Raw genomic sequence first — 24,663 nt, forward strand, 5'->3', positions numbered from 1 at the left:
CTGCGACAAGTAGGAACAGATGACACCAGAGACACCCGACCCGGCAACTGAGGCGACGCGGACGCCGGGCAGCGACAGCGAGCCGGTGCTCGAACTGCGCGGAATCAACAAACGGTTCGGTGCAGTCCAAGCCCTGACCGACATCCATCTCAGCGTCGGTCGCGGCGAAGTCGTCGGCCTCGTCGGCGACAACGGCGCCGGCAAATCGACCCTGATCAAGGTCATCGCCGGAGTCCACGCCGCCGATGACGGCGAACTCATCATGAACGGGACGGCGCAGAGATTCTCCTCCCCGAAGGATGCACAGAAAGCCGGAGTGGCCACAGTGTTCCAGGATCTGTCCCTGTGCGAGAACCTCGACGTGGTGGCCAACCTGTTCCTCGGACATGAGAAGACCCGCGGCGGCGTCCTCGACGAAGTGACGATGGAAGCCAAATCCTGGGAGCTGCTGCGCAGCCTCTCGGCAAAGATCCCGAGCGTGCGCGTACCGATCGCGGCCCTGTCCGGCGGTCAACGTCAGACGGTCGCGATCGCCCGGTCCCTCCTCGGCGAACCATCCTTGGTCATGCTCGATGAACCGACGGCGGCACTCGGCGTCGCCCAGACGGCCGAAGTGCTCAACCTCATCGAACGGCTCAAAGAACGCGACCTCGGCGTGCTGCTCGTCAGCCACAATATGGCCGATGTGCAGGCGGTGTGCGACCGGGTGCACGTGCTGCGGCTGGGCAAGGACGCCGGTGATTTCCCCGGTGACGAGCGCACCGATGTGCTGGTCGCCGCGATCACCGGAGCCAGCGACAATGTCGTGACCAAACGCGCCGCACGGAGGGGTGAGCGTCGATGACCCGCAATTCCTTCATCACCGATGAGCGGATCTCGTCCGAAGGCGTGATCGGCACCTTCGTCCGCCGGGTCAAAGAGGGGCAGCTGGGGTCGTTCCCGGTCATCCTCGCACTCATCGTCATCGTCATCGTATTCCAGTCGGCCGACTCGAACTTCATCTCTCCGGCCAACCTAGTCAACCTCTCCACTCAGGTCGCGTTCCTCGCGATCCTGGCTCTCGGCATCAACCTCATCCTGCTCCTCGGCGAGATCGATCTGTCTCTGGCGCAATTGGGCGGTTTGGCCGCCTCGCTGCTCGGTGTCTTGGTGGTAAGGCAAGGTGTGCCGCCGGCCTTGGCGCTGGTCATCATGCTGCTGCTCGGCCTGGTCGTCGGCGCGATTCAAGGTTGGTTCTTCGCCGTCGTCGGCATCCCGGCGTTCGTCGTCACCTTGGCCGGTCTGCTCGCGTTCACCGGTCTGACTCTGACGACATTGGGCACGCAGAAGAACCTGTCGATGTCGGACACCTTCGCCTTCGACTTCGCCAGCTTCTACTTTCCTGCGATCTGGGCCTATATCTTCGGCGCCGTCGCGATCATCGGCTTCGGCGGCGGCATCATCTATTCGAAGCTGCGCCGCCACCGGGAGGGTCTCAGCGCTCCGAGCTGGACCTCTGTGATCGTGCGGATCGTGCTGCTGGCCGCGATCGTGTTCGGGTTCCTCATCCTCGTCAATCAGGACTTCGGTCTGGCGATGCCTTTCTTCCTCATGATCGTCATTGCGATCATCATCGACCTCGTGCTGCGCAAGACCCGCTACGGTCGTTCCATCTACGCCGTCGGCGGCAAGGTCGAAGCTGCACGGCGTGCCGGCATCCGCGTGACCTGGGTGCGCATCAGCGTGTTCATGGCAGCCGGAGTGCTGGCCGCATTGTTCGGCTTCATCAAGACCGGTGTGACGACAAATGCGGGATCGACGCTGGTGAGCACGCAGGACCTGCTCAATGCGATCGCTGCAGCTGTCATCGGCGGCACCTCGCTGTTCGGCGGACGAGGAACCGCCTGGGCAGCCGTGCTCGGTGCTCTGGTCGTCGGTGCGATCAACAACGGTCTCTACCTCATCGGCTTCAACTCCGATGCGCAGCAGATCATCACCGCACTCGTCCTGCTCACCGCCGTCGTCATCGACGCGCTCAGCCGCCGCGGACAGAGGTACGTCGGGCGCGGGTAGTGGGGCGTGAAGCTCCCTCTGCCGACCGCTCGCCTTAGCGTCGAGCGCGCAATGCATAGCTTGATACAGCGACGTTAAGTCGAGCGGTCGGTGCTGAGCATCCAAGCAGAGTATGAAGTCGCCCGGGTCCGACCGGGCTGATACAGTCGGAGCCAATGACATGGGGTGCCTCATGAGGATCCGTTCGCACTAAGACGCTGCGCACGGAGGACACCGAGGCTGAGAGAACACCCATCGAACCTGATCTGGGCCATACTAGCGAAGGGATCGTCATGGTTGACTTCGACCTGCGTTCTGCGAATGCGCATCTGCGCGCAAGCAATCCACTCATCCAGTGCATCACGAACACCGTCGTGCAGCAGTTCAGCGCTAACGTGCTCCTGGCCATCGGCGCCTCCCCGGCGATGCTCGACCATGAGGCCGATGCCGGACAGTTCGCCGGGATCGCCAGCGGAATCCTCGTCAACTTCGGAACGGCCTCGAACCATCAGCTGCTCGCCGCCGATGCCGCCATCGACGTCGCCAACGCCGCCGGCAAGCCCTGGGTCCTCGACCCCGTGAGCGTCGGTGCCGTCGATTTCCGCACCTCCCGCATCCGCCGCGCCGCCGCCGATCACCCGACCGCCATCCGCGGCAACGCCTCCGAGATCGCCGCACTCGCCGGAGTCGGACTCGGTGGTCGTGGAGTCGACTCCACCGATGAAGTCGACGCCGTCCTGCCCGCTGCCGCGAAGCTGGCCCGAGAGACCGGTGCCATCGTCGCCGTCTCCGGACCCACCGATGCCGTCGTCGCCCACATCGACGGCACTGACCACGTCGCCCGCATCTCAGGTGGACATGCGTTCATGCCGCTCGTCATCGGCACCGGCTGCTCACTCGGTGCCGTCACCGTTGCCTACCTGGCCGCCGCCCGAGCCGGACTCGCCGACCCCGACGCCGACGTCTCAGCCGTCAACGCCACTGAGCAGTCCGCGAACGGTGGGGCCGCCTCGGCGAAGTTCGAAGCCGTCGTCGCCGCCCACGCCCACTTCGCGGTCGCCGGGGAACTCGCCGCCGATGGCGCGAAGGGGCCCGGCAGCTACTCGGTGAACTTCCTCGACGCACTCCACGCCGTCGACGGTGACCGACTCGCACAGGCGAGAATCGGCCTCGACACGCTCACTTCTGCGAATGAAACCGCCGGCGAAGGCGTCCAGGCATGACCGCCGGTTCCGCCCACATCGCTGACAACCCGGCCGACGACGGCGCGACCGTGAGCGACCGAGCAGACGCGACCGACCGCTTCGCCGGAATCGACACGCGCCTCTACCTCGTCACCGACTCCGCGCAATGCGAGGCGGCCGGTCGCAGCGTCGCCGAGACCGTGCAGGCCGCCGTCGCCGGGGGAGTGGGCATCGTCCAGGTCCGCGACAAAGACATCGACGATGCAGGCTTCTATTCGCTCACCCGCCAGGTCATCGCCGCCGTCGATGCCGCCACCCGCGACACCGACCGCACGGTGCCCGTCGTCCTCAACGACCGCGTCGAGGTGGCCCGCCGCCTCATCGCCGAAGGCGAGAATGTGCATATCCACGTCGGCCAAACTGACACCACCGTCGCCGAGGTGCGCGCCGCCCTGGGTGCGGAACCGCTCATCGGTCTCTCGGCCGCGAACAGCGTCGAATTCGCCGCCGCCCGAGACTCCGGAGTCGTCGACCTCGTCGGCATCGGACCGGTCTATGACACCTCCACGAAAGCCGACGCCCCCGACGGAATCGGACCGGACCGCCTCGGGGAACTGGTGGCAGAAGCGGGCATCTCCGCGGTCGCGATCGGCGGCATCAACGCCGATCGTGCTCCTGACCTGCAGGGACGTGGGCTGATCGGGATCTGCGTGGTCTCGGCGATCTGCATGGCCGACGATCCGAAGACGGCAGCAGAGGAGCTGCTCGCCGCATACGCCGGGAGTGCACAGTGACAACCCGCCCGCCGATCACCCTGTCGATCGCCGGCACCGATCCCTCCGGCGGTGCCGGAATCCATGCCGACCTCAAGACCTTCACCGCGCGGAAGACCATGGGCACGACCGTCATCACCGCCCTCGTCGCGCAGAACACGCACGGTGTGTCCCGCGTCTATCCGATCGACGTCGATTTCGTCGCCGATCAATTCGACTCCGTGCTCGGCGACCTGCCCGTCGATGCGACGAAATCGGGGATGCTCGGCAGCCGTGACCTTGTCGAACTCGTCGTCGCTCGCGCCGCCGAAGGCCGGCTCGGCTTCTATACCGTCGACCCGGTGATGATCGCGACCTCCGGCCACCGCCTCCTCGAGACCGATGCCGTCGAGGCCGTGCGCACCCACCTGCTGCCCGTCGCCGACCTCATCACCCCCAACCTCCCCGAGGCGGCCCTGCTGATCTCCGACGACGAACCCGAAGCGCAGACGACTGAAGCCATGCGTGACCAGGCTCGTCGCCTGCTCGAACGCGGGCCCGGAGCGGTCCTGCTCAAGGGCGGACACGGCAGCGAGGACGAGGTCATCGACATCCTCGCCACCGCCGACGGTCAGGTCCGCGAGTTCACCCACCCCCGTGTGACGACGATGAATACGCATGGAACCGGGTGCACTCTGTCGGCCGCGATCACCGCCGAGGTGGCCGTCCTCGGCCGCGAACGCACAGAGATCGGGTCGGACATCCTCGGCGAGGCCGTCGACAATGCCCTCGATTACCTTGCTCGCGCTCTCACTTCGGCCGCGGATTGGCAGCTGAGCCTGAATCCGGAGGGCGCCCACGGACCGGTCGATCACCAAGTCGACATCGTCCGCGGTCGACCCGCCTGACGTATCCATCCCGCCTGACCGCTGCCGCACGCGAACCGCCAACTCAGTCGAACCACCACGTCACACGAGCACAAAGGAGTTCCCATGACCGTCACCTTTACCGCCGGCCCATTGACCACCCAGCTGTGGGACCGTGTCCGCCCCATCGTCAAGCAGATCGAAGAGCTGCCGTTCCTCGCCCAGCTCGCCGACGGCAGCCTCGATCCGAAGGCCTTCGTCAACTACATCTCGCAGGACAGCCTCTACCTCAACGGATACGCCAAGGCCATGTCGTTCCTGGCCGCGAAGACCGTCGACCGTGACGAATCCCGGTTCTGGGCCGGATCCGCCGCCGAGGCGATCACCGTCGAAGAGGAGATGCACGGAGAGCTGCTCGCCGACGCCCGACTCGCCTCGGCGCTGGGAGAGCTCACCGCGGAAGGCTCCCGTTTCAAGGCCTCCCCGACGACGCTGGGTTACGTGTCCTTCCTCGTCGCCACGGCCGCCAGCCGTTCCTACGGCGAAGGCGTCGCCTCAGTCCTGCCCTGCTTCTGGGTGTACGCGCATATGGGCAAGGTGCTTGTCGACCGGGCCGGGCAGATGGCCGACGACCACCCCTACCGCACCTGGGTGCAGACCTACGACTCACCCGACTTCGACGAATCGACCCGCCACGCCGTGCAGATCCTCGAACAGGAACTCGCGAAGGCACCGAGCGAAGAAGCCGCCCGCATGCGCGCCGCCTTCGAGCAGGCTTGCGTCTTCGAACTCCACTTCTGGGCCTCGGCACACGCCATGCAGAACTGGGACGTCTCCGTGTTCCTGCCCCAGGAAGTCACCGTCTGATTCCAGGGAGCATCGGATCCCCCTCGCCGAGGTGGCCCTGACCTTGAGTCGGTCACCTCGGTCGGCGGGCGGAAGCGTTCCCGCCTCAGGCGCGGGAGGCTCCATAAGGGTCATCCGGGTAATGAGTGAGCGGCCCGAAGGATCCGAGCGCATGCCAGCCGCGGCGCAGAGTCGTCCACAGAAGCACGTGATCGACCTCGATGAGGGGCACTCGGTCGTGCTTCGGGCAGGCGAACCGACCGATGAAGAACACAACGGTCGCAAACATCACTGCGATCATGAACAGAATCAAAAGATCCATGGCGGCCCCCTCACATCCTGATACGAATGCCTCTCTTTCAGTTTCGCCCCAAAATACAGAGAAAGATAGGGCTATCCCACCTGGTGAGCGTGAAGGTGATCAAAATCAACTCGGGTGTGAGACGCCGTTCATGCAAAGGACGAGGCGAGGCTCTCGGCAGCGCTGATGACGGCTCGGGCGGCCGCACGTCCCTGGTCGGGGGTGATCGAGGACGGGAAGGTGAAGCGCACACTCGTCTGCGCGACCTCGGGCGCGACCCCTAAGGCCGTGAGCACATGGGAGGGCTCATCGGAGCCGACCGCACAGGCGGAACCGCTCGAGGCCGTCACCCCGAGGCGCTCGAGCTCGAGCAGCACTGCCTCGCCGGAGGTGTTCGAGAAGCAGAACGACGCATGATTCGGAGTCCGAGTCGCCCGGCCGTCAGGGCCGGCCGTGCTCGCCGCGCCCGTCAGAAACGACCCGGGGACATGGCTGAGCACTGTGGAGATGAACTCATCGCGGATGGCTCGGACGCGATCGGCGGCCTCATGCCGATCCGCCTCGGCGAGTTCGAGTGCCGTGGCGAACGCAACGGCCAAAGCCACGTTCTCCGTGCCCGATCGTCGGCCCGACTCCTGCCCGCCGCCGTGGATGAGTGGTTCGACGGGGACGCGGGCGCGGATCGCGGCCACACCGATGCCCTTCGGCGCCCCGACCTTATGCCCGGCCAGACTGAGCGCATCGACGCCCAACCCGGTCAGCGGCAGCCACCCGGCCGCCTGCACGGCGTCAGTATGGAAGAGAGCACCGGCCTCATGGGCGATTCCGGCCAGGGTCGGAATGTCGGCAACGGTGCCGATCTCATTGTTCGCATATCCCACGCTCACGAGCACGGTGTCCGGGCGGATCGCCGCCGTGAGAGCTTCGGGGGTCACGGTCCCAACGGAGGTCGGGTCCACCTCGGTGACGGTGAATCCGTGGACGCGGGTTAGGAACTCCACCGAGGCGAGCACCGCTTCGTGTTCGATGGGAGAGGTGACGATATGTCGCCGAGGCGGCGCCGCGGTCCCGGCCCGGCCCTCGGGCTGAGCCCGATCTTGGGTGTGCGATCGACCCTGGGTCTGAGCCCGATCCTGAGTCCGAGCGCCGAGTGCCATGCCGATGATTGCGAGATTGTCCGCCTCGGTGCCGCCGCTGGTGAACGTGATGTCCGTGGCGCGCATGCCAAGCACCTTCGCCACGCGAGCACGGGCATCGGCGAGGGCTTCGGCGGGTCCGCGCCCGAATTCGTGGTGGCTCGACGGGTTGCCGAACGCCCCGGCCAGATACGGCCAAGCGGCTTCGAGGGCTTCCCTGCGCACGGGAGCCGCGGCCGCGGTGTCGAGGTAGAGGCGTCCGGTCATCTCAGGCCTCGAGGGAAAGGTCGAGACCGAGGTCAATCGCGCGGACACTGTGGGTCAGCGCGCCCGAGGAGATGACGTCGACGCCGGTGGCGGCGATCTCCGGGATCGTCTCCAGGGTGACGTTGCCGCTGGCTTCGACTACGGCGCGGCCGCCCACGAGTTCGACGCCTTCGCGCAGCTGAGCCGGGGTGAAGTTGTCGAGCATGATGATATCGGCGCCGCCGTCGAGCACTGCGGGCACCTGGTCGAGCCGGTCGACTTCGACCTCGATCATCGTCGTATGCGGCAGACGGGCGCGGGCGGTGCGGATCGCCTCGGCGACGCTGAGTCCGGCACCGGTGAGCAAGGCGAGGTGATTGTCCTTGGCCATGACCGCGTCGGAGAGGCCGAAACGGTGGTTGTGTCCGCCGCCGCAGACGACGGAGTGCTTCTCGAACGCGCGCAGCCCCGGAGTCGTCTTGCGGGTGTCGACGATGCGCGCCCGCCCGGCGGCGGCATCGACATAGGCGCGGGTCTGGGTGGCGATTCCGCTCATGCGCTGGCAGAAGTTCAACGCGATCCGTTCGGCCTGCAGCACCGCCCGAGCGGGACCGGTGACCGTGGCAAGCACCTGACCTGCGGTGAAAGCGTCTCCGTCGGCGGCAGCGAGGTCGACCGTGACGCTCTGGTCGACGAGTGCGAAGGCACGGGCGAAGACCTCGATTCCGGCGAGCACCCCGTCTTCGCGGGCACGCAGCTCGGCCCTCGCCGAGGCGGCGGCGGGGATGAAGGCCTCGCCGGTGATATCTCCCCAGGGAGCGTCTTCGTCGAGGGCAGCACGCAGTGCGGAATCGATGGTTGAAGCGGTCAGCATGCGGTGGCCTCCTGAAGCAGAGCGGTGGGCGAAGTGGCGGTGGACGGCGCGGTCGTCGACGGCGTGAGTGTCGTATCCGTGCGGGTATGCGCGCCGAGGCTGTGCTCGCGGGCCAGGGCATGCCGAGCCATATGTTCGGCGATGAGGGCGAGATTCGCGGTCTCGAGTGCGTCGGCGAGGGCCGCAGCCGGGGTGGTGGGGCGATCATCGGCATTGTGGGCACGGTTGGCGGAGGTGCCGGCGTTGCGGGCCCCGGCGTTGCGGGCACCGTCACCGAGGCGGTCGAGCAGGGTCCGCAGGCCCGTGGCGGTGCGCTCCACGCCCAGATGAGCCCAGGTCAGGTCCTGCAGCTCGGTTCGTGTCAGTGCCGTCTGGTGGAGTGAACGGGACTGGGGGAGTGGGAGTTCATGGTCTCTGTTGACCGGCAGTGCGTCGATCGCCGCGGCGGCGCGGGCGGCGAAGACCGCGCCCTCGAGCAGAGAGTTCGAGGCCAACCGATTGGCTCCGTGCACTCCGGTGCACGCGACCTCGCCGACCGCGAAGACTCCGTGGATGCTCGTGCGACCATCGCGATCCGTGGTCACCCCGCCCATGAAGTAGTGGGCGGCGGGAGTGACGGGGATGAGGTCCCGGGACAGATCGAGACCGTGAGCGGCCAGACCGGCAGTGATGCTCGGGAACGTCGCCTGCACATCCGGGACGGCCCGCGCATCGAGGAAGCACGGACGACCGTCCTGTACCGCCTGGCGACGGTGCAGGGCGAGTGCGACGACATCACGAGAAGCGAGCTCGGCGCGATCATCGATGTCAGTCATGAACCGGTGGCCGTGCTCGTCGAGGATGAGAGCACCGGCCCCGCGGACGGCCTCGGAGATGAGGAAACCGGGACCTGGAAGGGCGGTGGGGTGGAACTGGAAGAACTCGAGATCGGAGACCTTAGCACCGGAGCGAATGGCAGCGGCCAAACCGTCTCCGGTGGCAGCTGCCGGGTTCGTCGTGTGTGCGAAGAGCTGCCCGACACCGCCGGTGGCCAGCACGATCGCATCAGCAGCCAGGGCCGCGACGCGGCCTTCGCGGAGCACGGTGACTCCGGTGGCTGTGGCGACTCCGGTGGCTCGACCCTGTCGGCGCTCGTGGGCGTCGGTGGTGAGGATGTCGACGAGCATCGTGTCCTCGAGGAGGGTGATTCGCCCTGCGGCGACTTCGGTGCGCAGCTTCTGCGCCAGGGCGGTGCTGATCGCCCGACCTGTCGCATCACCTCCGGAATGGAAGATGCGCGGATAGGAATGCGCCCCTTCTATACCCCTGGCCCAGGCTCCGGTCGGATCGGTGTCGAAGTCCACCCCCGCCTCGGCGAGGGAGACAACCGCGCCCCCACCTGCTTCGCACAGGGAGCGCACGGCCTCCGGATCACAGTGTCCGGCGCCGGCCGCGAGCGTATCGGCGATATGGGAGTCGACCGTGTCGTCGGGACCGATGACACCGGCGATGCCGCCCTGCGCCCACTCGGTGTTCGACTCGCCGAGGCGGCCCTTCGTCACGAGCGTGACCGTGTGACGGCCGGACAGGCGCAGTGCCGCGGTCAGCCCCGCGATCCCGGAGCCTGCGACGATGACGCTGCTCATCAGATCCGCGGCTTCGCGGCGAGCATCCGCTCCAGGGACACACGGGCAGGGTCGGCCACCTCGGCGTCGACGGAGATCTGATTGACGACCTGTCCGTCGATGAGCGATTCGAGGACCCAGGCGATATAGCCGGGGTGGATGCGGTACATCGTCGAGCACGGGCAGATGACGGGGTCGAGGCAGAAGATCTCGTGCTGAGAGTGTTCGGCGGCCAGCCGCTGGACCAGGTTGATCTCGGTGCCGATGGCGAACGTCGTCGGTTCGGTCGCCTGTTCGATGGCCTTCGTGATGTACGCGGTCGATCCGGCCTCATCGGCGGCCTCGACGGTCTCACGCGGGCATTCGGGGTGAACGATGACGCGCACGTCCGGGTGCTCAGCGCGGGCCTTGTCGATCTGGGCCGGGGTGAAGCGCTTGTGCACGGAGCAGAATCCCTGCCACAGGATGACCCGGGCCTCACGCAGCGTCTGCTCGTCGTTGTTGCCCAGCGGCCTGGCGGGGTTCCACAGCGGCATCTCGTCGAGACCGATGCCCATGTTCACCGCGGTGTTGCGGCCCAGGTGCTGATCGGGGAAGAACAGGACCCGCTGCCCGCGTTCGAACGCCCATTCCAGAACCACCTCGGCGTTCGACGAGGTGCACACGATTCCGCCGTTGCGGCCGCAGAAGCCCTTGATCGCGGCCGAGGAATTCATGTAGGTGACGGGGATGACCGGGACGCGATCGTCGGCATCGGCTTCGGTGCCGAAGACCTCGGCGAGCTGCTCCCAGCAGTCCTCGACCTGGTCGATGCTGGCCATATCGGCCATCGAACAGCCTGCGGCGAGGTTGGGCAGGATGACCGACTGCTCCGGCTTCGACAGCAGGTCGGCGGTCTCGGCCATGAAGTGGACGCCGCAGAAGACGATGGCCTCGGCCTCCGGATGGTTCTGGGCGGCCCGGGCGAGCATGAACGAGTCGCCGATGTAGTCGGCGTGTTCGACGACCTCGACTCGCTGGTAGTGGTGGCCGAGCATGACGACACGATCGCCGAGGGTGGCCTTGGCGGCGCGGATGCGGGCATCGAGCTCTTCAGGCGCGGCCTGCTTGTACTCCTCGGGGATATCACCCTGACGTGGGGCGGCGACCGGAATCGGGTCGGCCATCGAGGAACCGGGACCGTAGCCGGGACGTTCGTCGACGTCCCACGGGGCATCGAGCAGGTCCGTCGAGCACATTTCGTCGTTCGCTCCCGAGGCAGAGATGTCCTTGAGTGTGAGTTCGATCGAAGCTGTTGTGGTCATCATCGTCCTTCGCTCGGTGGGCGGGACCCGTGCCTGAAGTGCCTCGCACGTGGTGAGAGCCGCCCGAAATCTTTTGCGCAATTGTGCGTTTATTTCTTTGCGCAGATTTGAGCTTAATCCTGTGGGCGGGCAATGTACAACTCGCCGGCGATGGCTCTGCGCCGGGGGATGCAATAGGCTGTGGTCTGGCTCGCAATCCGAGTCGATGCGCACTGCGGTGGGCGCCCCCGTGAGAGTCGCCGAGGCTTCGGACCGAAGCGTCGGTCTCGCCCCGCCCGCGCCGGCACCGACGACATCGCATATCTGAAGGATTCTCATGCCCGAAGCGGCACACTCGAACCAGTTCACCTCCCCCTCCGCCACCGGCATCGCGGGCAACGCTGCTGCCGGTGGCAATGCCCCGGCCGGCCCCGCCGCGACGGCGGGGGCCGCCTCGGCGGAACAACCGGCCCCGTACGGCGGTCCGGTGTCCGCACCGGCAGCGCCGCCTCGGCGAATTCGGACCCTCGATCTCATCAAGGCCAAGGCCGAAGGCCGGCGGTGGGCGATGCTGACCAGCTACGACCAGTACACGGCGGCCCTGTTCGAGCAGGCCGGTGTCGAGGCCCTGCTCATCGGCGATTCGGCGGCGAACAATGTCTATGGCCACGCGACGACCCTGCCGGTCACCGTCGACGAACTCATCCCGCTGGCCCGGGCAGTCGCCTCGGCGACGAGCCGAGCGCTCATCGTCGCCGACCTTCCATTCGGCAGCTACGAGATCTCCGATGAACAGGCCGTGGCCACGGCCGTGCGGTTCATGAAGGAAGCCGGAATCCACGCGGTCAAACTCGAGGGCGGGGCGCGGATGGCCTCGCGGATCAAGGCGATCACGACGGCGGGCATCCCGGTCATGGCGCACATCGGCTTCACCCCGCAGGCGGAGCACAACCTCGGCGGCTACAAGGTCCAGGGCCGCGGCGACGCAGGCGGCGCCCTGCTCGACGATGCCCGCGCCGTGGCCGAAGCCGGAGCCTTCTCCGTGGTCATGGAGATGGTGCCCTCCGGGCTGGCCGGCCAGGTCACATCCGAACTGACGATCCCCACCGTCGGGATCGGCGCCGGTGCGGACTGCGACGCCCAGGTCCTCGTATGGCAGGACATGGCGGGCCTGCGCACGGGGAAGGCCCCGCGCTTCGTCAAGCGCTACGCAGACCTGCATTCCGTGCTCACCGAGGCGGTCGGCACCTATGTCGACGAAGTGAAGTCCGGGGTCTTCCCCGAGCCCGAGAGGAGCTTCGACTGATGGAGGTCGGCGGCATCCAGGCACTGCGCCGGTGGCGGGCCGAGCAGTCGGGCCGCATCGGTCTCGTCCCGACGATGGGCGCCCTGCACTCCGGGCATCAGGCACTCATGACACGTGCACGCGCAGAGTCCGAACTCGTCGTGGCCTCGATCTTCGTCAATCCGCTTCAATTCGGTGCCGACGAGGACTTCGTCCAGTACCCGAGGCCGATCGAAGAGGATCTGAGGAAGTGCGAAGAGGCCGGAGTCGACTTCGTCTTCGCCCCGGCGCTGGCCGAGATGTACCCGTCCGCACCCGAAATGCGGGTCGTCGCCGGGCGCATGGGGGCCGTGTTCGAAGGCGCGGCCAGGCCCGGGCACTTCGACGGCGTGCTCACCGTCGTGGCGAAGCTCTTCACCCTCATCGCCCCCGACGTCACGGTATTCGGGCTCAAGGACATCCAACAGTTCGTCCTGGTCAAACGCATGATCGCCGACCTCAACTTCGATATCGAACTCATCGGCCTACCCGTCGTCCGGGACGCCGACGGGCTGGCCATGTCGAGCCGCAACTCCTACCTGGCGCCGGACGACCGTGCCCGTGCTCTGGCGATTCCACGGGCTCTCACCGCCGCCTCCGAGGTGGCCGAGCGAGGCCGTGGGGCGGCGGAGTCCGGCATCGGTGGCGGTTCTGGCTCTGGGGCCGGCACCAGTGGTGTTTCTGCTGGCTTGCCCGCTGCCGTCGAGGCGGCCGCGCTCGCCGAGCTGGAGCCGGCTGCTGAACGTGGGGATCTCGAGATCGTCTACTGCAGTCTCGTCGAGGCCGCGACCCTGCGGCCGTGCCCACCGGCCTTCACGGGACCGGCTCTGCTGCTCGTCTCCGCGACGGTCGGTGGGACTCACCTCATCGACAATCTGCCGCTGGAATTCTGACGCGATATGCAATTGTGATGAGTTTGTGAAGATTCTGTTGAGCGATCGACATATGCATATGTAACCGACCGAGATCCATCGACAACTGTGGTTTCAATTCACGGCTATCAGTCGCTGGCCCCTTGTTCTCAGTGTTCGCTGAGAATAGACTCAAAATCAGCAAGAGAAAATGAAACTTGCCGAATCGCTGAGTTCGAAGGAGATAAGCGACATGCAAGATCTGGATATCTAGTCGGTCCTGACGAAAGTCGGACTGGCAATCGTCATTCTCATTGTCACCTGGATTCTCGCCGCCATCGTCAAATGGGCGATCGGCAAACTCGTCACCAAGGTTCCCGCACTTCAACGCGACGGAAGCAATGGTCAGCAGATCGGAAAGTCGGTCGGGCAGATCGCCGGTCTCGTCATCTGGCTGCTCGGACTCATCGCCGTGCTCCAGCTGTTCAACCTCGATCAGGTGCTGACTCCGCTGCAGGGCCTGCTCGATGGAATCTTCGGATTCCTGCCCAATATCATCGGCGCGGGATTCATCTTCTTCATCGGCTATGTCTTCGCGAAGATCGCCAAACAGCTCGTCCAGACCGCCCTCAACGCTGTGGATCTGACGAAGCTGACGTCGAAGTTCCGCTCGCTCGGCGACAAAGCCACCGGAGCGGCCGAGGGTGCCGGAAATGCTCAACCGCATCCCGACGCCACTCAGCAGTACGCCGCACAGGGTCAGCAGGGCATGCCGCCGCAGGGGCAGCAGGGTATGCCGCCGCAGGGCGGACACCCCGGTCATGCACCGAACCCGAACGCGGAGGCGAACGCGAAGATCTCGAACCTCATCGGCAACCTGGTGTTCGGAATCATCATCATCGTCGTTGCGATCTCGGCGCTGCAGGTCCTCGGCATCAAGGCGATCTCGGAGCCTGCCCAGCAGATGCTACAGATCTTCCTCAACGCGATCCCGCTCATCATCGCCGCCGGCATCCTGCTGGCCATCGGCTTCGTCATCGCCAAGTTCCTCGGCAATCTGCTCGAACAGATCCTCCAGGGCATCGGCACTGACAAAGCCATCAACGAGATCGGGATCGTGCCCGAAGGCACCAGCGCCTCTAACGTGATCACCCGCCTCGTGCAGGTGGCGATCATGATCTTCTTCGCGATCATGGCCGCCCGGATGCTCGGATTCCCCGAGATCACGAACATCCTCAACGAGATCCTCGACCTCGGCGGCAGCGTGCTCTTCGGCGCTGCGATCATCGCCGCAGGATTCCTCATCGCCGCGATCATCGGCAAGTTCATCACGAACAACCTCGCCAGCAAGGTGCTGCGCTACTCGGCGATCGCCCTGTTCATCGCCATGGGCCTGCGCTACATGGGCCTGGCCGATTCGATCATCAACCTCGCCTTCGGAGCCGTCGTCATCGGCGGTGCCGCAGCGGCCGCTCTGGCCTTCGGCCTCGGCGGACGTGAGGCGGCCGCGAAGATGCTCGACAAGGTCGACCTTGCCGAGGCGGCCGAAAAGACGAACCCGGACGCCGTGGACAGCGGCGCACCGGGGACCGGAACGCGCACTGACGGAGGTGGCAGCGGGAACGGGGGAGCCTCCTCGGCGAATGAGAGCTGAGTGAGGGTCTGCCCACCGAACCGAAAGGGGCGGGGCACCGAGGATCGACCTCGGTGCCCCGCCCTTATCTTGTTTTCCGGGCAACCGCGGCTCAGATGGGGATCGCGATGACGGCGATGCCGATGATGAGCAGGATGAGCGTGGAGGCGGCTTCGATGAAGAAGTCGGCGCTGCGGTGGGCCATCGCCGATGCCGCGAGACTGGCCAGGCATGCGAGGACAAGCTGGTACGACAGAAGCACGCCGAGGATCAGGGCGACGAGCACGGTGTAGTCGATGCCGGTCGGGGAAGCAGGGACGAGGGTCGGCAGGATCGCGAGGAAGAACAGGCCGACCTTCGGGTTGGACAGCGACGAGATGATGCCGCGGCGATACGACACGAACGAGCGCAAGTGGCCCCACGAGGTCGACTCCATGACGTGAGCGATCTCGGTCACGGGCCCGTCGGGGGAGTCGGGGGCGGTCGATGGGGTGGGGGTGGCGTTCGCGGTGGGGCGGTCGGTCGCCTCGGCGGCCTTCAGCTCCCGGCGCAGGCGAAGCGCCTGCCGACCGGCGAGGACGCCGAGGAGACACAGATAGAGGCCGCCGCCGATCTTGAGCACCTGCACGGCAGCCGGATAGAGGGTCAGCAGTGCGGAGACGCCGGTGAGCGCGAGGACCATCCAGATCACGGTGCCCGTGGCCGTGCCGAGCGCATAGACGAGTCCGGCCTTGCGGCGCAGCGAGGACAGGCGGATCGTCAGGATCGTCTCCGGTCCGGGGGTAACGGCAAGCGCGGCCGCTGCTCCGGTGATAGTGAGGATCTCGGGTCCGGTCACGGCACTCCTTCGGGGGTGATGGGAATGATCAGCGGGGATGGTGCACGGGTGTCTCGGGGCATCGTTCGATGGCATCAGGAACGAACACCATTCTGCCGGAACCGATCAATCGGGAAAAGCAATTGATCACGAATGATCATCAGGCAGTGCCTAATGATTTATCCGGCGCTCAGCGGCTACTCTTGGAGGTATGTGGGATCTCAATCGTCTGCGGGTGTGGCGGGCCGTCGCGGCCACCGGTTCCGTGGTCGACGCGGCGAAGAACCTCAACTACACACCGGCGACCGTCAGTCAGCACATCACCACCCTGCAGAAGGCCGTCGGGACGCCGCTCTACCGGCGGTGGGGGCGCGGCATCGAGGTCACCGAGCTCGGCCGGCGTCTGGCCGATGATTCGGCGGAGGTCTTCACTGCGGTCGGCCGCCTCGACGATCTGGTCGAAGGCTTCCGCAGCGTCAGCAGGCCCCGGCTGCGGATCGCGGCGTTCACTTCGTTCAATGCGCGCCTGCTGCCGGGCATCATCGATGCTGTGGCCCTGGAGCATCCGGATCTGCGTTTCGACATCCAGCTCAACGAACCGGCGAAGAACCGCCGCGGGCACTGCCTCATCGAGATCCGTGCCGAGGCTCCGCAGGACGGGGAGAACCATCTGCCGGAGATGACGCGCATCCCGCTCTTCGACGACGACTATCGGGTGGTCGTCCCCGAGGGGCACCGATTCGCAGGCCGTGAGTCCGTGCCGTTCATCGACCTCGAGGACGAGCACTGGGTCGACTACGACATGTGGGCCGGACCCTCGAGCAAGGCCGTCGACCATGCGTGCGCCGCGGCCGGATTCGAACGCAGAAGCTTCGCCGCCTGCGAGGACGACTTCGCGGCATTGGCCCTCATCGCCTCAGGCATGGGCATCACGGTCCTCCCACGGCTCTCGACTCTGCAGCTGCCGCCCGGCCTCGTCGCCGTCGACCTCACCGACCCCGTCCCGATGCGCCGAGTCGTCATGCACATCCGCGACAAAGACGCGCACTTACCCCACGTCCGCGCCTTCGCCACAGCCACGTCGAAAGCGGTCGAGTCTCACCTCGCCACCCCCTAATTGCTACCCGACGGCGGCCCAGCAACCTGGCGCCAGGTTGCTGGGCCGCCGTCGGGTAGTCCTGGGAGGGGAGATGCGCTGTTCCTCATAGTGGGCTGAGACCTTGCGCCAAGGGCGGTGGGATAGGCTGTTGGGGTGAGTTCTGAAATCGAAATCGGCAGAGGCAAGCGCGGCCGTCGCGCCTATTCGCTCGACGACATCGCCATCGTCCCCGCTCGGCGCACCCGTGACCCCGAAGACGTGTCCCTGAACTGGCAGATCGACGCCTACCAGTTCGAGCTGCCCTTCATCGGCGCCCCCATGGACTCGGCCATGTCCCCGGAGACCGTCATCGCGCTCGGCCGATTCGGCGGACTCGGCGTTCTCGACCTCGAAGGTCTGTGGACACGGTACGAGGACCCCACCCCGCAGCTGGCTGAAATCGCCCAGCTGCCGGCCGAGATGGCGACCTCCCGGATGCAGGAGCTCTACTCCGCACCCATCCAAGCCGAACTCATCACCGCTCGCCTCGAGCAGATCCGCGAAGCCGGAGTCACCGTCGCCGGTGCTCTGACCCCGCAGCGGACCCAGGAGTTCTACAAGACGGTCGTCGACGCCGGAGTCGACATCTTCGTCATCCGCGGCACCACGGTCTCGGCCGAGCACGTCTCGACCCACACCGAACCGCTCAACCTCAAGCAGTTCATCTACGAACTCGATGTGCCCGTCATCGTCGGCGGAGCCGCCACCTACACCGCGGCCCTGCACCTCATGCGCACCGGTGCCGCCGGCGTCCTCGTCGGCTTCGGCGGGGGAGCGGCAGCCACGACCCGCAAGACTCTGGGCATCCACGCGCCGATGGCCACGGCCGTCGCCGACGTCCACGCCGCCCGGCGGGACTATATGGACGAATCCGGCGGCCGCTACGTCCATGTCATCGCCGACGGCGGACTCGGCACCAGCGGCGACATCGTCAAGGCCTTCGGGGTCGGCGCCGATGCCGTCATGCTCGGCACCGCCCTGGCCCGGTCGACCGAAGCACCCGGCCGCGGAATGCACTGGGGCGCCGAAGCCCATCACCCGGATCTGCCACGCGGACACCGTGTGGAACTCGGCACCGTCGGCAGCCTCGAGCAGGTGCTCTTCGGCCCCGGCCGCACCGCAATCGGCGAACTCAACCTCGCCGGCGCCCTGCGTCGGGCACTGGCCACCACGGGCTACCTCGACCTCAAGGAATTCCAACGCGTCGACGTCACCGTCTCGCCCTACCAGACTGGTTCGGTGGTCTGAACTGTTCCGCCTGGCACTGACTCCCAAATGGCTGGGGTCCCTGCTCCTCGTCCTGGTGCTCGTCACCTGCTTCGTCGGACTCTCCGCGTGGCAGGTCGACCGGGCCCAGCACAAGAACGACGTCGCTGCGTCCTCCGGAGTCGATGAGCTCAAGGACTTCAACGACGTCATGGATGCCCAGGCTCCGATGCCCGGCATCCTCGCCGACCAGCGGGTCAGCCTGTCAGGACACTGGATCCCCGATGCTCAGATCGTCGTTCCCGGACGCGTCCAGGACGGCGATACCGGGTATTGGGTCGTGACGATGTTCGCCCCGGACGGCGGTCACCTCGGTGAAGGCGTCGAGGCCGCGAGCGCCGACGAGAAGACGATCGCGATCCCCGTCGTCCGCGGTTTCACCACCGACGAGGACACGGCGATGACGTCTGAGGCCCGGGACGGCCAGGTCGAGCTGACCGCGCGCATCGGACCCATCGAAGGCCCCGTCGAGGGCAACGATCTGCCCGAGGGGCAGGTGCACACGGTCTCGACCTCGCAGATCATCAACCTGTTCCCCGACCTGCTCACCTACTCCGGATTCCTCATCCCGGAGAAGGCCACCGGTGCCGCCGCCTCGGTGGGCACCGACGGTCTCGCACAGGTTCCGACTACGACGACACGCGACGAGGGCGGATTCGATCTGCAGTCGGCGGTCTACGCTCTCGAATGGATCATCTTCGCGGCCATGGCCCTCTACATGTGGTTCCAGCTGCTGCGCGATGATTACCTACGGCGCCGCCTCGGCGAGGATTCCCATGATTCGGAGAAGAGCGTCGAGTATGTTGTCGTCAAACCCGCGGGCGACGCGACCATCGACCCCGAGGTGATGTCCGGACTCACCGGACTGCCGGCCCACCGCCACGGAGGCGCCAAGCCCGGCAGGAAACGAAGCAAGAACGCCGATGCCCGAAACACTGACACCCGCACGACCGGAGGAAACTGAGCGTGAGCGAAGAACACGAGTCCTTGGACTCCCGCCCCGACTTCGACGAGAACAACGTGTGGAGCGTCAAACGCTTCACCTCGGCCCGCAATGCGCTGAAGTTCTACCGCGTGATGGCGCTCATCACCGGTACGATGCTGCTCATCCTCACGGTCGAGATGATCTACAAGTACCTCATCGCCGCGGACGCCGAGACGGCCCTGAACTTCGGCGGCTTCAACCTCGCCGCAGCCATCGCGATCTGCCACGGCTGGTGCTACGTCGTCTACCTCATCGGCTGCTTCTGGCTCAACCAGCAGATGCGCTGGAGCCTCGGCCGCTACCTCATCCTCGCCCTGGCCGGAGTCGTGCCCGTGATGTCGTTCATCCTCGAGCGTCGCATCCACCGTCAGGTCGACGCCGAGCTCGAAGCCGCCGTCGTCGTCGCCCCCAAGTCCTAAGAGGGACCCCACCTTCGCCGAGGCGGCCCGCCGACCCGCGGTCATCGGCGGCGGCGAAACCGGCCCGGCCCACCTTCGCCGAGGCGGCCCGCCGACACGTGCGCATCCGCCCTGCGAAGGGAGCACGACCCGAATTCGGGCGTCTGGTCGCCGACGCTTAGAATTGGATCATGACGCAATCCCAGAGCACGCAGGTGCCCCCCGTCCTCGTCGTCGATTTCGGCGCCCAGTACGCCCAGCTCATCGCGCGCCGCATCCGCGAAGCCGGCCTGTACTCGGAGATCATCGCCCACGACGCCCCGGCGTCCGAATTCGCCGCGAAGAACCCCGTGGCCATCGTGCTCTCCGGCGGACCCTCGAGCGTCAACGACGCCGGCGCCCCGAGCTTCGACACGTCCGTGTTCGACCTCGGAGTGCCCACGATGGGCATCTGCTACGGCTTCCAGCTCATGTCGACCGCACTCGGCGGGCGCGTGGCCAAGACCGACAAGCGCGAATACGGATCGACCCCGGTCTCCGTGTCCCAGACCGGCTCGCTGCTCGCCGAGACCCCTGAGAACTACAAGGTCTGGATGTCCCACGGGGACTCCGTCGCCGAGGCGCCCGACGGCTTCGACGTCCTCGCCTCCACCCCGGACACCCCCGTCGCGGCCTTCGAATGCGCGGCGAAGAGGTTCGCCGGCGTGCAGTGGCACCCCGAGGTCCTCCACTCGGAGAACGGGCAGAAGATCCTCGAGAACTTCCTGTTCAACGTCGCCGGCCTCACCGCCGACTGGACGAACGAATCCGTCATCGACGAGCAGGTCGAACTCATCCGCGCCCGCGTCGGCAACAAGAAGGTCATCTGCGGTCTGTCCGGCGGAGTCGACTCCTCCGTGGCCGCAGCTCTCGTCCACAAGGCCATCGGCGACCAGCTCACCTGCGTGTTCGTCGATCATGGGCTGCTGCGTCAGGACGAACGCGTCCAGGTCGAGAAGGACTACGTCGATTCGATCGGCGTCCGCCTGGTCACTGTCGATGCGCGTGAGCAGTTCCTGTCCCAGCTCGCGGGGGTCACCGACCCGGAGGAGAAGCGCAAGATCATCGGCCGCGAGTTCATCCGCACCTTCGAGACTGCTGCCGCCGACCTCGTGCTCGAGGCTCAGGAAGGCGAGGGCGAAGAGATCGCGTTCCTCGTCCAGGGCACCCTCTACCCGGACGTCGTCGAATCCGGCGGTGGATCGGGCACCGCGAACATCAAGAGCCACCACAATGTCGGCGGCCTGCCCGATGACATCCAGTTCCAGCTCATCGAGCCCCTGCGCGCCCTGTTCAAGGACGAGGTCCGCGCCATCGGCCGCGAACTCGGCGTGCCCGAGGTCATCGTCTCCCGCCAGCCGTTCCCCGGCCCCGGACTGGGCATCCGCATCATCGGCGAGGTCACCGAGGAGCGCCTGAACATCCTGCGCAAGGCCGATGCGATCGCCCGCGCAGAGCTGACGAAGGCCGGCCTCGACGGAGAGATCTGGCAGTGCCCGGTCGTGCTCCTGGCCGATGTCCGCTCCGTCGGCGTCCAGGGCGACGGCCGCACCTACGGCCACCCCGTCGTGCTGCGCCCGGTCTCGAGCGAGGACGCGATGACCGCCGACTGGACGCGCATCCCCTACGATGTGCTCTCCGTGATCTCCAACCGCATCACCAACGAGGTCGACGACATCAACCGCGTCGTCCTCGACGTCACCTCGAAGCCTCCGGGCACGATCGAATGGGAGTGATCCTCCGCGACCGTTGAGGGGCACTGCGCGTGTGAACGTGCGGACACCCTCCTCGAGGCGGCCTCGACCGCAACCCCGAATACCGCTCCTGAACACCGTTCAGTTACAGTGGGAGGGTGCTCGAGGCCGCCTCGGGCGTCCCCGATCCCGTCGGGGAGGATCACGACCAATGGAGTACTCATGACACCGACCCACAGCACCACCTCGGCGGGAATCACCCGTCCTCGCTCGGCCGGCAGCGATATCGCCCTCGTCGCGGTCTTCGCGGCGATGCTCGCGGCCTTTGCGATGATGCCTCCTGTCCCGGTGGGTCCCCTCGGTGTGCCGATCACTCTGCAGACCTTCGCGATCGCACTGTGCGGGATGGTGCTCGGACCCTGGCGCGGATTCGCAGCCACCCTGCTCTATGTCGTCCTCGGCCTCGTCGGACTCCCGATCTTCTCGGGAATGCGCGGCGGAATCGGCGTCCTCGCAGGTCCGAGCGCCGGCTACATCCTCTCCTTCGCGCTCTACGCTCTCCTCGCCGGGCTCATCGCCCGCTGGGCCGTGCGCCGCTTCAGCGGAATGAAGCTCGGCGTGGTGCTGTTCCTCGGCGGCTTCGGCGGCAGCCTCCTGCTCAACCACCCGCTGGGCATTCTCGGCATGTCGATCAACGGCGATCTGCCGCTCGGCGTGGCTGCGGTCGCGGACCTCGCCTACTGGCCCGGTGACATTGTGAAGAACATCCTGGCCGCCTCGGTGGCGGTGCTCATCCACCGTTCATTCCCCGACGTGCTGCGCCGTCGCGGCATCAGCGTCGAATCGGTGTCGGCCGGGCAGGCACAGGGCGCGAAGTGACTCGTGAGATCCGGTTGAGCGACGTCGGCGTCGGAGTCCTCGACGACGGACCCGACGGCGATGTCGTGCGCCCGATCCTCCAAGACGTCAATCTCACCCTCACCGAGGATGTCGTCGCCGTCATCGGTGCCAACGGCTCGGGGAAGTCGACCCTGCTGCAGCTGTTCAACGGGCTGGTCACCGCGAACGCCGGAGAGGTCCTCGTCGACGGTTTCGACCCGCGCCGGCAGGCGGCGAAGGTGCGCTCAATGGTCGGCTTCGTCTTCACCGATCCGGCCGCGCAGCTGGTCATGCCGACCCCGATCGAGGACATCGAACTGTCCCTGCGCAAGTCCGTGCCCAAACGCGAACGGCGGGCAGCGGCACTGGCGGTGCTCGACGAGCTCGGCATCGCCGACCTGGCTGAACGCAGCGTCTACGAACTCTCCGGCGGTCAGCGTCAGCTCGTGGCACTGGCCGCGGTGCTTGCGGTGGATCCGCAGATCCTCGTCCTCGACGAGCCGACGACCCTGCTCGACCTGCGCAACAAGGAGCGGCTGCGCGTGCATCTCCAGGAGCTCGTGGACAGGCGCGGGGTGCGCATCGTCCTCACCACCCATGACCTTGAGTTCGCGCAGATCGCCCAGCGCGCGATCGTCGTCGACGACGGTCGGATCGTGGCCGATGCCGCCCCCGCCGAGGCGGTCGCCGCCTACCGGAATCTCATCATGAGCGATACGCCATGAGCGGGAAACATCCTGTCGGGGCCGGTCATACCGGCGTTGGTGCCGGTGACACCGGAACGACGTGGCGGAAGCACGCCGGCATCAAGGCCCGACCGCAGCTCTTCGGGAAGGTGGCGCATCCTCGGGGATGGCTGCATGCAGTGCCGACGGGAGTGAAGCTGGCGGTGATCGCCGTGATCGGCATCGTTGCGCTCATCTTCCGTGATGCGGCGATCAACTGGTCGATGTTCGCTGTCCTCGTGGTCCTCGGCTTCACCGCCCGGCTGCGGGTGAAGCACTTCCTGCGCACATGGATCTATGTGGCGGTGCTCGTGGCGATCGTCATGGGGCTGCAGTACTTCTTCGGGTCCATGGAGTCGGGGCTGGCTGTCGGCGGGACCGTGTTCGCCTGTGTGCAGGCGGCCCTGATCCTAACCCTGACGACGTCGGTGGCGCAGCTGCTCGACACGTTCACGGTGCTGGTCTCGCCCTTGCGGTTCTTCGGCGCGAACACCGAGGCGATCGCACTGACAGCGAGCCTCATGGTCAGGGCGATCTCCCATATCTCCGGTCTGCTCGGCGAAGCCGAACGCGCAGCCCGGGCCAGGGGACTGGACTCGAGCATCAGGGCCCGAGTGGTGCCGGCGATCCTGCGGTCGGTGAAATACGCGCAGGACACCGGTCGGGCCCTCGACGCTCGCGGCATCGTCGACTGAACCGCCCCCGTCGGTCGTGTCAGGACCGCCCCATAGAGTGTTCGGCACATCATCGGATGAGAGCAATGCTGCTCGAAGAGAGCAGCGTTGCCGGATGAGAGCGGAGATATGTCGAGCCCAAACCTGCGGTCACCTGCACTGGAGAGGTTCTACCTCGCCGCTGCCCCGAACCCGATCGCGTTCATCGACGAGTCGATGAGGCAGCCGACAGGCGCGGCGGAGGGCACCTTCTCTCGAACGCGGTTGGGTCCGGCGGAGGTCTCGTTATATCAGATGGCCGCGGTCATCTTCTCTCATGCGCGCTTGGATTCCATTCGCGAGCGATTGGTGGAAGTGGCCGACGGAACCTACTGGCATACGAACAAGAAGTTCCGCGGAAGCGACTTCGACCGCGGTGACATCGTCGAGATGGTCGAGACGATCACCGAGGAATCGGTGTGGAATGTCATTGCTGTGAAGATGCCGTTGGCGGGCAGTTCTCAGGGCGACATTGCGAGGGCCAGGGCGCTGTGTCTCGACCGGCTCGTCCGTAACCTCACGAGCGGTACCGGAGAGGGGGCTGTTCGGGGGATCGTCGCTGACAACAATAGGGATCAGAGACTCAACCGTGCAGATGAGCGGGTGGTCGATAGTTTGCGGAGGACGGGCGCGATTCACCCTGGTGTCGCCTTCACTCACGGCGGAATGGCGTTCGAACCGTTGTTGTGGTCAGCAGACGCGATCTCATGGGCGATGCAACGTGACTTCGCGCGCGATGATGTCAGATTCATCGAGCCGGTTCTGCAGGAAGGCAAGTTGACGGTCATCAATGCTGTCGACGGAAAGCTCTTGAATATGAAGCACCCCCTGGGTGCTTCCGCATTCGCCAGGGGGCCGTCTTCCCAAAGGCCGGGATTATCCGGTAGCCCGGGGCATGACGTTGCTTCATCATCCAGGATACCAGCGCGTTATGCGGTCGACAACGGCGCGTTGTTTGCTCCCGGCCAGTCGGTGGGCCATGATCTTCTGCGCCAGATCCGCGCCTTGGGCGAAGCAGCTCGACGGAAGGCAGGCGGTTGAAACGATAGGTCCGTGAATATGAAGCACCCCCTGGGTG

At 66.2% G+C, this 24,663-nt stretch carries 24 protein-coding genes and 1 riboswitch; of the genes, 18 read left to right on the plus strand and 6 right to left on the minus strand.

Features of this window, described 5'->3' with window-relative positions:
• Nucleotides 1-19: 19 nt before the first annotated feature.
• From HIM68_RS06465 to HIM68_RS06490, 6 genes are all read left to right on the plus strand, one after another.
• Entirely contained in the window at nt 20-844 is an 825-nt protein-coding gene (locus HIM68_RS06465) for an ATP-binding cassette domain-containing protein (RefSeq protein WP_139468401.1), read from the plus strand.
• Complete coding sequence (locus tag HIM68_RS06470) at nt 841-2,052, plus strand: sugar ABC transporter permease (protein ID WP_139468402.1); 1,212 nt, start codon at nt 841-843, stop codon at nt 2,050-2,052. The genes HIM68_RS06465 and HIM68_RS06470 overlap by 4 nt, the downstream gene beginning before the upstream one ends.
• A gap of 151 nt (nt 2,053-2,203) precedes the next feature.
• Nucleotides 2,204-2,337: riboswitch (TPP riboswitch) on the plus strand.
• Entirely contained in the window at nt 2,325-3,254 is a 930-nt protein-coding gene (locus HIM68_RS06475) for a hydroxyethylthiazole kinase (RefSeq protein ID WP_172170770.1), read from the plus strand. Its footprint overlaps the riboswitch before it by 13 nt.
• On the plus strand, nt 3,251-4,009 hold the full coding sequence (gene thiE / locus HIM68_RS06480) for a thiamine phosphate synthase (RefSeq protein WP_172170772.1): 759 nt from the start codon (nt 3,251-3,253) through the stop codon (nt 4,007-4,009). The genes HIM68_RS06475 and thiE overlap by 4 nt, the downstream gene beginning before the upstream one ends.
• Nucleotides 4,006-4,875 (plus strand): bifunctional hydroxymethylpyrimidine kinase/phosphomethylpyrimidine kinase, encoded by an 870-nt coding sequence (gene thiD / locus HIM68_RS06485; protein ID WP_172170774.1) that lies wholly within the window; start codon nt 4,006-4,008, stop codon nt 4,873-4,875. Before thiE ends, thiD begins: the two co-directional genes overlap by 4 nt.
• A gap of 84 nt (nt 4,876-4,959) precedes the next feature.
• A complete protein-coding gene (locus tag HIM68_RS06490; protein ID WP_172170776.1) occupies nt 4,960-5,700 on the plus strand; it encodes a TenA family protein in 741 nt (246 codons plus the stop codon).
• Nucleotides 5,701-5,785: 85 nt separating this feature from the next.
• Here the strand turns inward: HIM68_RS06490 and HIM68_RS06495 are convergent, their stop codons facing one another.
• From HIM68_RS06495 to nadA, 5 genes are all read right to left on the minus strand, one after another.
• A complete protein-coding gene (locus HIM68_RS06495; RefSeq protein ID WP_139468407.1) occupies nt 5,786-6,001 on the minus strand; it encodes a hypothetical protein in 216 nt (71 codons plus the stop codon).
• Nucleotides 6,002-6,129: 128 nt separating this feature from the next.
• Nucleotides 6,130-7,383: a cysteine desulfurase family protein gene (locus HIM68_RS06500; RefSeq protein WP_172170778.1), complete on the minus strand. Its 1,254-nt coding sequence runs from the start codon at nt 7,381-7,383 to the stop codon at nt 6,130-6,132.
• Between the two features lies 1 nt (nt 7,384).
• The gene (nadC, locus tag HIM68_RS06505; protein WP_172170780.1) at nt 7,385-8,236 is read right to left on the minus strand and encodes a carboxylating nicotinate-nucleotide diphosphorylase; all 852 of its coding nucleotides are present in this window, start codon (nt 8,234-8,236) and stop codon (nt 7,385-7,387) included.
• Entirely contained in the window at nt 8,230-9,861 is a 1,632-nt protein-coding gene (gene nadB / locus HIM68_RS06510) for an L-aspartate oxidase (RefSeq protein ID WP_172170782.1), read from the minus strand. Before nadB ends, nadC begins: the two co-directional genes overlap by 7 nt.
• Complete coding sequence (gene nadA / locus HIM68_RS06515; RefSeq protein WP_172170784.1) at nt 9,861-11,144, minus strand: quinolinate synthase NadA; 1,284 nt, start codon at nt 11,142-11,144, stop codon at nt 9,861-9,863. The genes nadB and nadA overlap by 1 nt, the downstream gene beginning before the upstream one ends.
• 316 nt (nt 11,145-11,460) lie before the next feature.
• Between nadA and panB the strand changes: the two genes are divergently transcribed.
• The 3 genes from panB (at nt 11,461) to HIM68_RS06530 (ending at nt 14,952) form a co-directional block, all read left to right on the plus strand.
• Nucleotides 11,461-12,429, plus strand: a complete 969-nt coding sequence (gene panB / locus HIM68_RS06520; protein ID WP_216656967.1) for a 3-methyl-2-oxobutanoate hydroxymethyltransferase — start codon at nt 11,461-11,463, stop codon at nt 12,427-12,429.
• Entirely contained in the window at nt 12,429-13,340 is a 912-nt protein-coding gene (panC, locus tag HIM68_RS06525) for a pantoate--beta-alanine ligase (RefSeq protein ID WP_172170786.1), read from the plus strand. Before panB ends, panC begins: the two co-directional genes overlap by 1 nt.
• 259 nt (nt 13,341-13,599) lie before the next feature.
• Entirely contained in the window at nt 13,600-14,952 is a 1,353-nt protein-coding gene (locus tag HIM68_RS06530) for a mechanosensitive ion channel (protein ID WP_367647480.1), read from the plus strand.
• A 91-nt stretch (nt 14,953-15,043) separates the two neighbouring features.
• On the opposite strand, the gene HIM68_RS06535 is transcribed toward HIM68_RS06530, so the two are convergent.
• Nucleotides 15,044-15,769, minus strand: coding sequence for a LysE family translocator (locus HIM68_RS06535; protein ID WP_367647459.1), 726 nt, complete (start codon nt 15,767-15,769; stop codon nt 15,044-15,046).
• A gap of 190 nt (nt 15,770-15,959) precedes the next feature.
• Between HIM68_RS06535 and HIM68_RS06540 the strand changes: the two genes are divergently transcribed.
• The 9 genes from HIM68_RS06540 (at nt 15,960) to HIM68_RS06580 (ending at nt 24,626) form a co-directional block, all read left to right on the plus strand.
• Nucleotides 15,960-16,865, plus strand: a complete 906-nt coding sequence (locus HIM68_RS06540; RefSeq protein WP_172170790.1) for a LysR family transcriptional regulator — start codon at nt 15,960-15,962, stop codon at nt 16,863-16,865.
• 135 nt (nt 16,866-17,000) lie between these two features.
• Nucleotides 17,001-18,134 (plus strand): GuaB3 family IMP dehydrogenase-related protein, encoded by a 1,134-nt coding sequence (locus tag HIM68_RS06545; protein ID WP_139468415.1) that lies wholly within the window; start codon nt 17,001-17,003, stop codon nt 18,132-18,134.
• Between the two features lie 55 nt (nt 18,135-18,189).
• Nucleotides 18,190-19,116: an SURF1 family protein gene (locus tag HIM68_RS06550; RefSeq protein WP_367647460.1), complete on the plus strand. Its 927-nt coding sequence runs from the start codon at nt 18,190-18,192 to the stop codon at nt 19,114-19,116.
• Nucleotides 19,117-19,118: 2 nt separating this feature from the next.
• Nucleotides 19,119-19,556: a DUF3817 domain-containing protein gene (locus HIM68_RS06555; protein WP_172170792.1), complete on the plus strand. Its 438-nt coding sequence runs from the start codon at nt 19,119-19,121 to the stop codon at nt 19,554-19,556.
• Between the two features lie 170 nt (nt 19,557-19,726).
• Nucleotides 19,727-21,310 (plus strand): glutamine-hydrolyzing GMP synthase, encoded by a 1,584-nt coding sequence (gene guaA / locus HIM68_RS06560; protein WP_139908708.1) that lies wholly within the window; start codon nt 19,727-19,729, stop codon nt 21,308-21,310.
• Between the two features lie 180 nt (nt 21,311-21,490).
• Nucleotides 21,491-22,147 carry a biotin transporter BioY gene (locus tag HIM68_RS06565; protein ID WP_172170794.1) on the plus strand — a complete coding sequence of 219 codons (657 nt, stop codon included), beginning with the start codon at nt 21,491-21,493 and terminating at the stop codon, nt 22,145-22,147.
• Between the two features lie 14 nt (nt 22,148-22,161).
• Entirely contained in the window at nt 22,162-22,872 is a 711-nt protein-coding gene (locus tag HIM68_RS06570) for an energy-coupling factor ABC transporter ATP-binding protein (RefSeq protein ID WP_216657007.1), read from the plus strand.
• Nucleotides 22,869-23,567, plus strand: coding sequence for an energy-coupling factor transporter transmembrane protein EcfT (locus HIM68_RS06575; protein WP_216656968.1), 699 nt, complete (start codon nt 22,869-22,871; stop codon nt 23,565-23,567). Before HIM68_RS06570 ends, HIM68_RS06575 begins: the two co-directional genes overlap by 4 nt.
• Before the next feature lie 108 nt (nt 23,568-23,675).
• On the plus strand, nt 23,676-24,626 hold the full coding sequence (locus HIM68_RS06580) for a hypothetical protein (RefSeq protein WP_172170796.1): 951 nt from the start codon (nt 23,676-23,678) through the stop codon (nt 24,624-24,626).
• Nucleotides 24,627-24,663 lie beyond the last annotated feature (37 nt).

Origin of the sequence: Brevibacterium sp. CT2-23B, assembly GCF_013168765.1 — a bacterium.
Lineage (GTDB): Bacteria > Actinomycetota > Actinomycetes > Actinomycetales > Brevibacteriaceae > Brevibacterium > Brevibacterium sediminis.

Bases quoted from the DNA above. Each gene is read 5' to 3' on its own strand.
- HIM68_RS06580 (WP_172170796.1), top strand. From the start codon at position 23,676: ATGTCGAGCCCAAACCTGCGGTCACCTGCACTGGAGAGGTTCTACCTC.
- HIM68_RS06495 (WP_139468407.1), bottom strand. From the start codon at position 6,001: ATGGATCTTTTGATTCTGTTCATGATCGCAGTGATGTTTGCGACCGTT.
- nadB (WP_172170782.1), bottom strand. From the start codon at position 9,861: ATGAGCAGCGTCATCGTCGCAGGCTCCGGGATCGCGGGGCTGACCGCG.
- panB (WP_216656967.1), top strand. From the start codon at position 11,461: ATGCCCGAAGCGGCACACTCGAACCAGTTCACCTCCCCCTCCGCCACC.
- guaA (WP_139908708.1), top strand. From the start codon at position 19,727: ATGACGCAATCCCAGAGCACGCAGGTGCCCCCCGTCCTCGTCGTCGAT.
- panC (WP_172170786.1), top strand. From the start codon at position 12,429: ATGGAGGTCGGCGGCATCCAGGCACTGCGCCGGTGGCGGGCCGAGCAG.
- HIM68_RS06470 (WP_139468402.1), top strand. From the start codon at position 841: ATGACCCGCAATTCCTTCATCACCGATGAGCGGATCTCGTCCGAAGGC.
- HIM68_RS06500 (WP_172170778.1), bottom strand. From the start codon at position 7,383: ATGACCGGACGCCTCTACCTCGACACCGCGGCCGCGGCTCCCGTGCGC.
- HIM68_RS06465 (WP_139468401.1), top strand. From the start codon at position 20: ATGACACCAGAGACACCCGACCCGGCAACTGAGGCGACGCGGACGCCG.
- HIM68_RS06540 (WP_172170790.1), top strand. From the start codon at position 15,960: ATGTGGGATCTCAATCGTCTGCGGGTGTGGCGGGCCGTCGCGGCCACC.
- HIM68_RS06475 (WP_172170770.1), top strand. From the start codon at position 2,325: ATGGTTGACTTCGACCTGCGTTCTGCGAATGCGCATCTGCGCGCAAGC.
- nadC (WP_172170780.1), bottom strand. From the start codon at position 8,236: ATGCTGACCGCTTCAACCATCGATTCCGCACTGCGTGCTGCCCTCGAC.
- HIM68_RS06575 (WP_216656968.1), top strand. From the start codon at position 22,869: ATGAGCGGGAAACATCCTGTCGGGGCCGGTCATACCGGCGTTGGTGCC.
- HIM68_RS06565 (WP_172170794.1), top strand. From the start codon at position 21,491: ATGACACCGACCCACAGCACCACCTCGGCGGGAATCACCCGTCCTCGC.
- thiE (WP_172170772.1), top strand. From the start codon at position 3,251: ATGACCGCCGGTTCCGCCCACATCGCTGACAACCCGGCCGACGACGGC.
- nadA (WP_172170784.1), bottom strand. From the start codon at position 11,144: ATGACCACAACAGCTTCGATCGAACTCACACTCAAGGACATCTCTGCC.
- HIM68_RS06490 (WP_172170776.1), top strand. From the start codon at position 4,960: ATGACCGTCACCTTTACCGCCGGCCCATTGACCACCCAGCTGTGGGAC.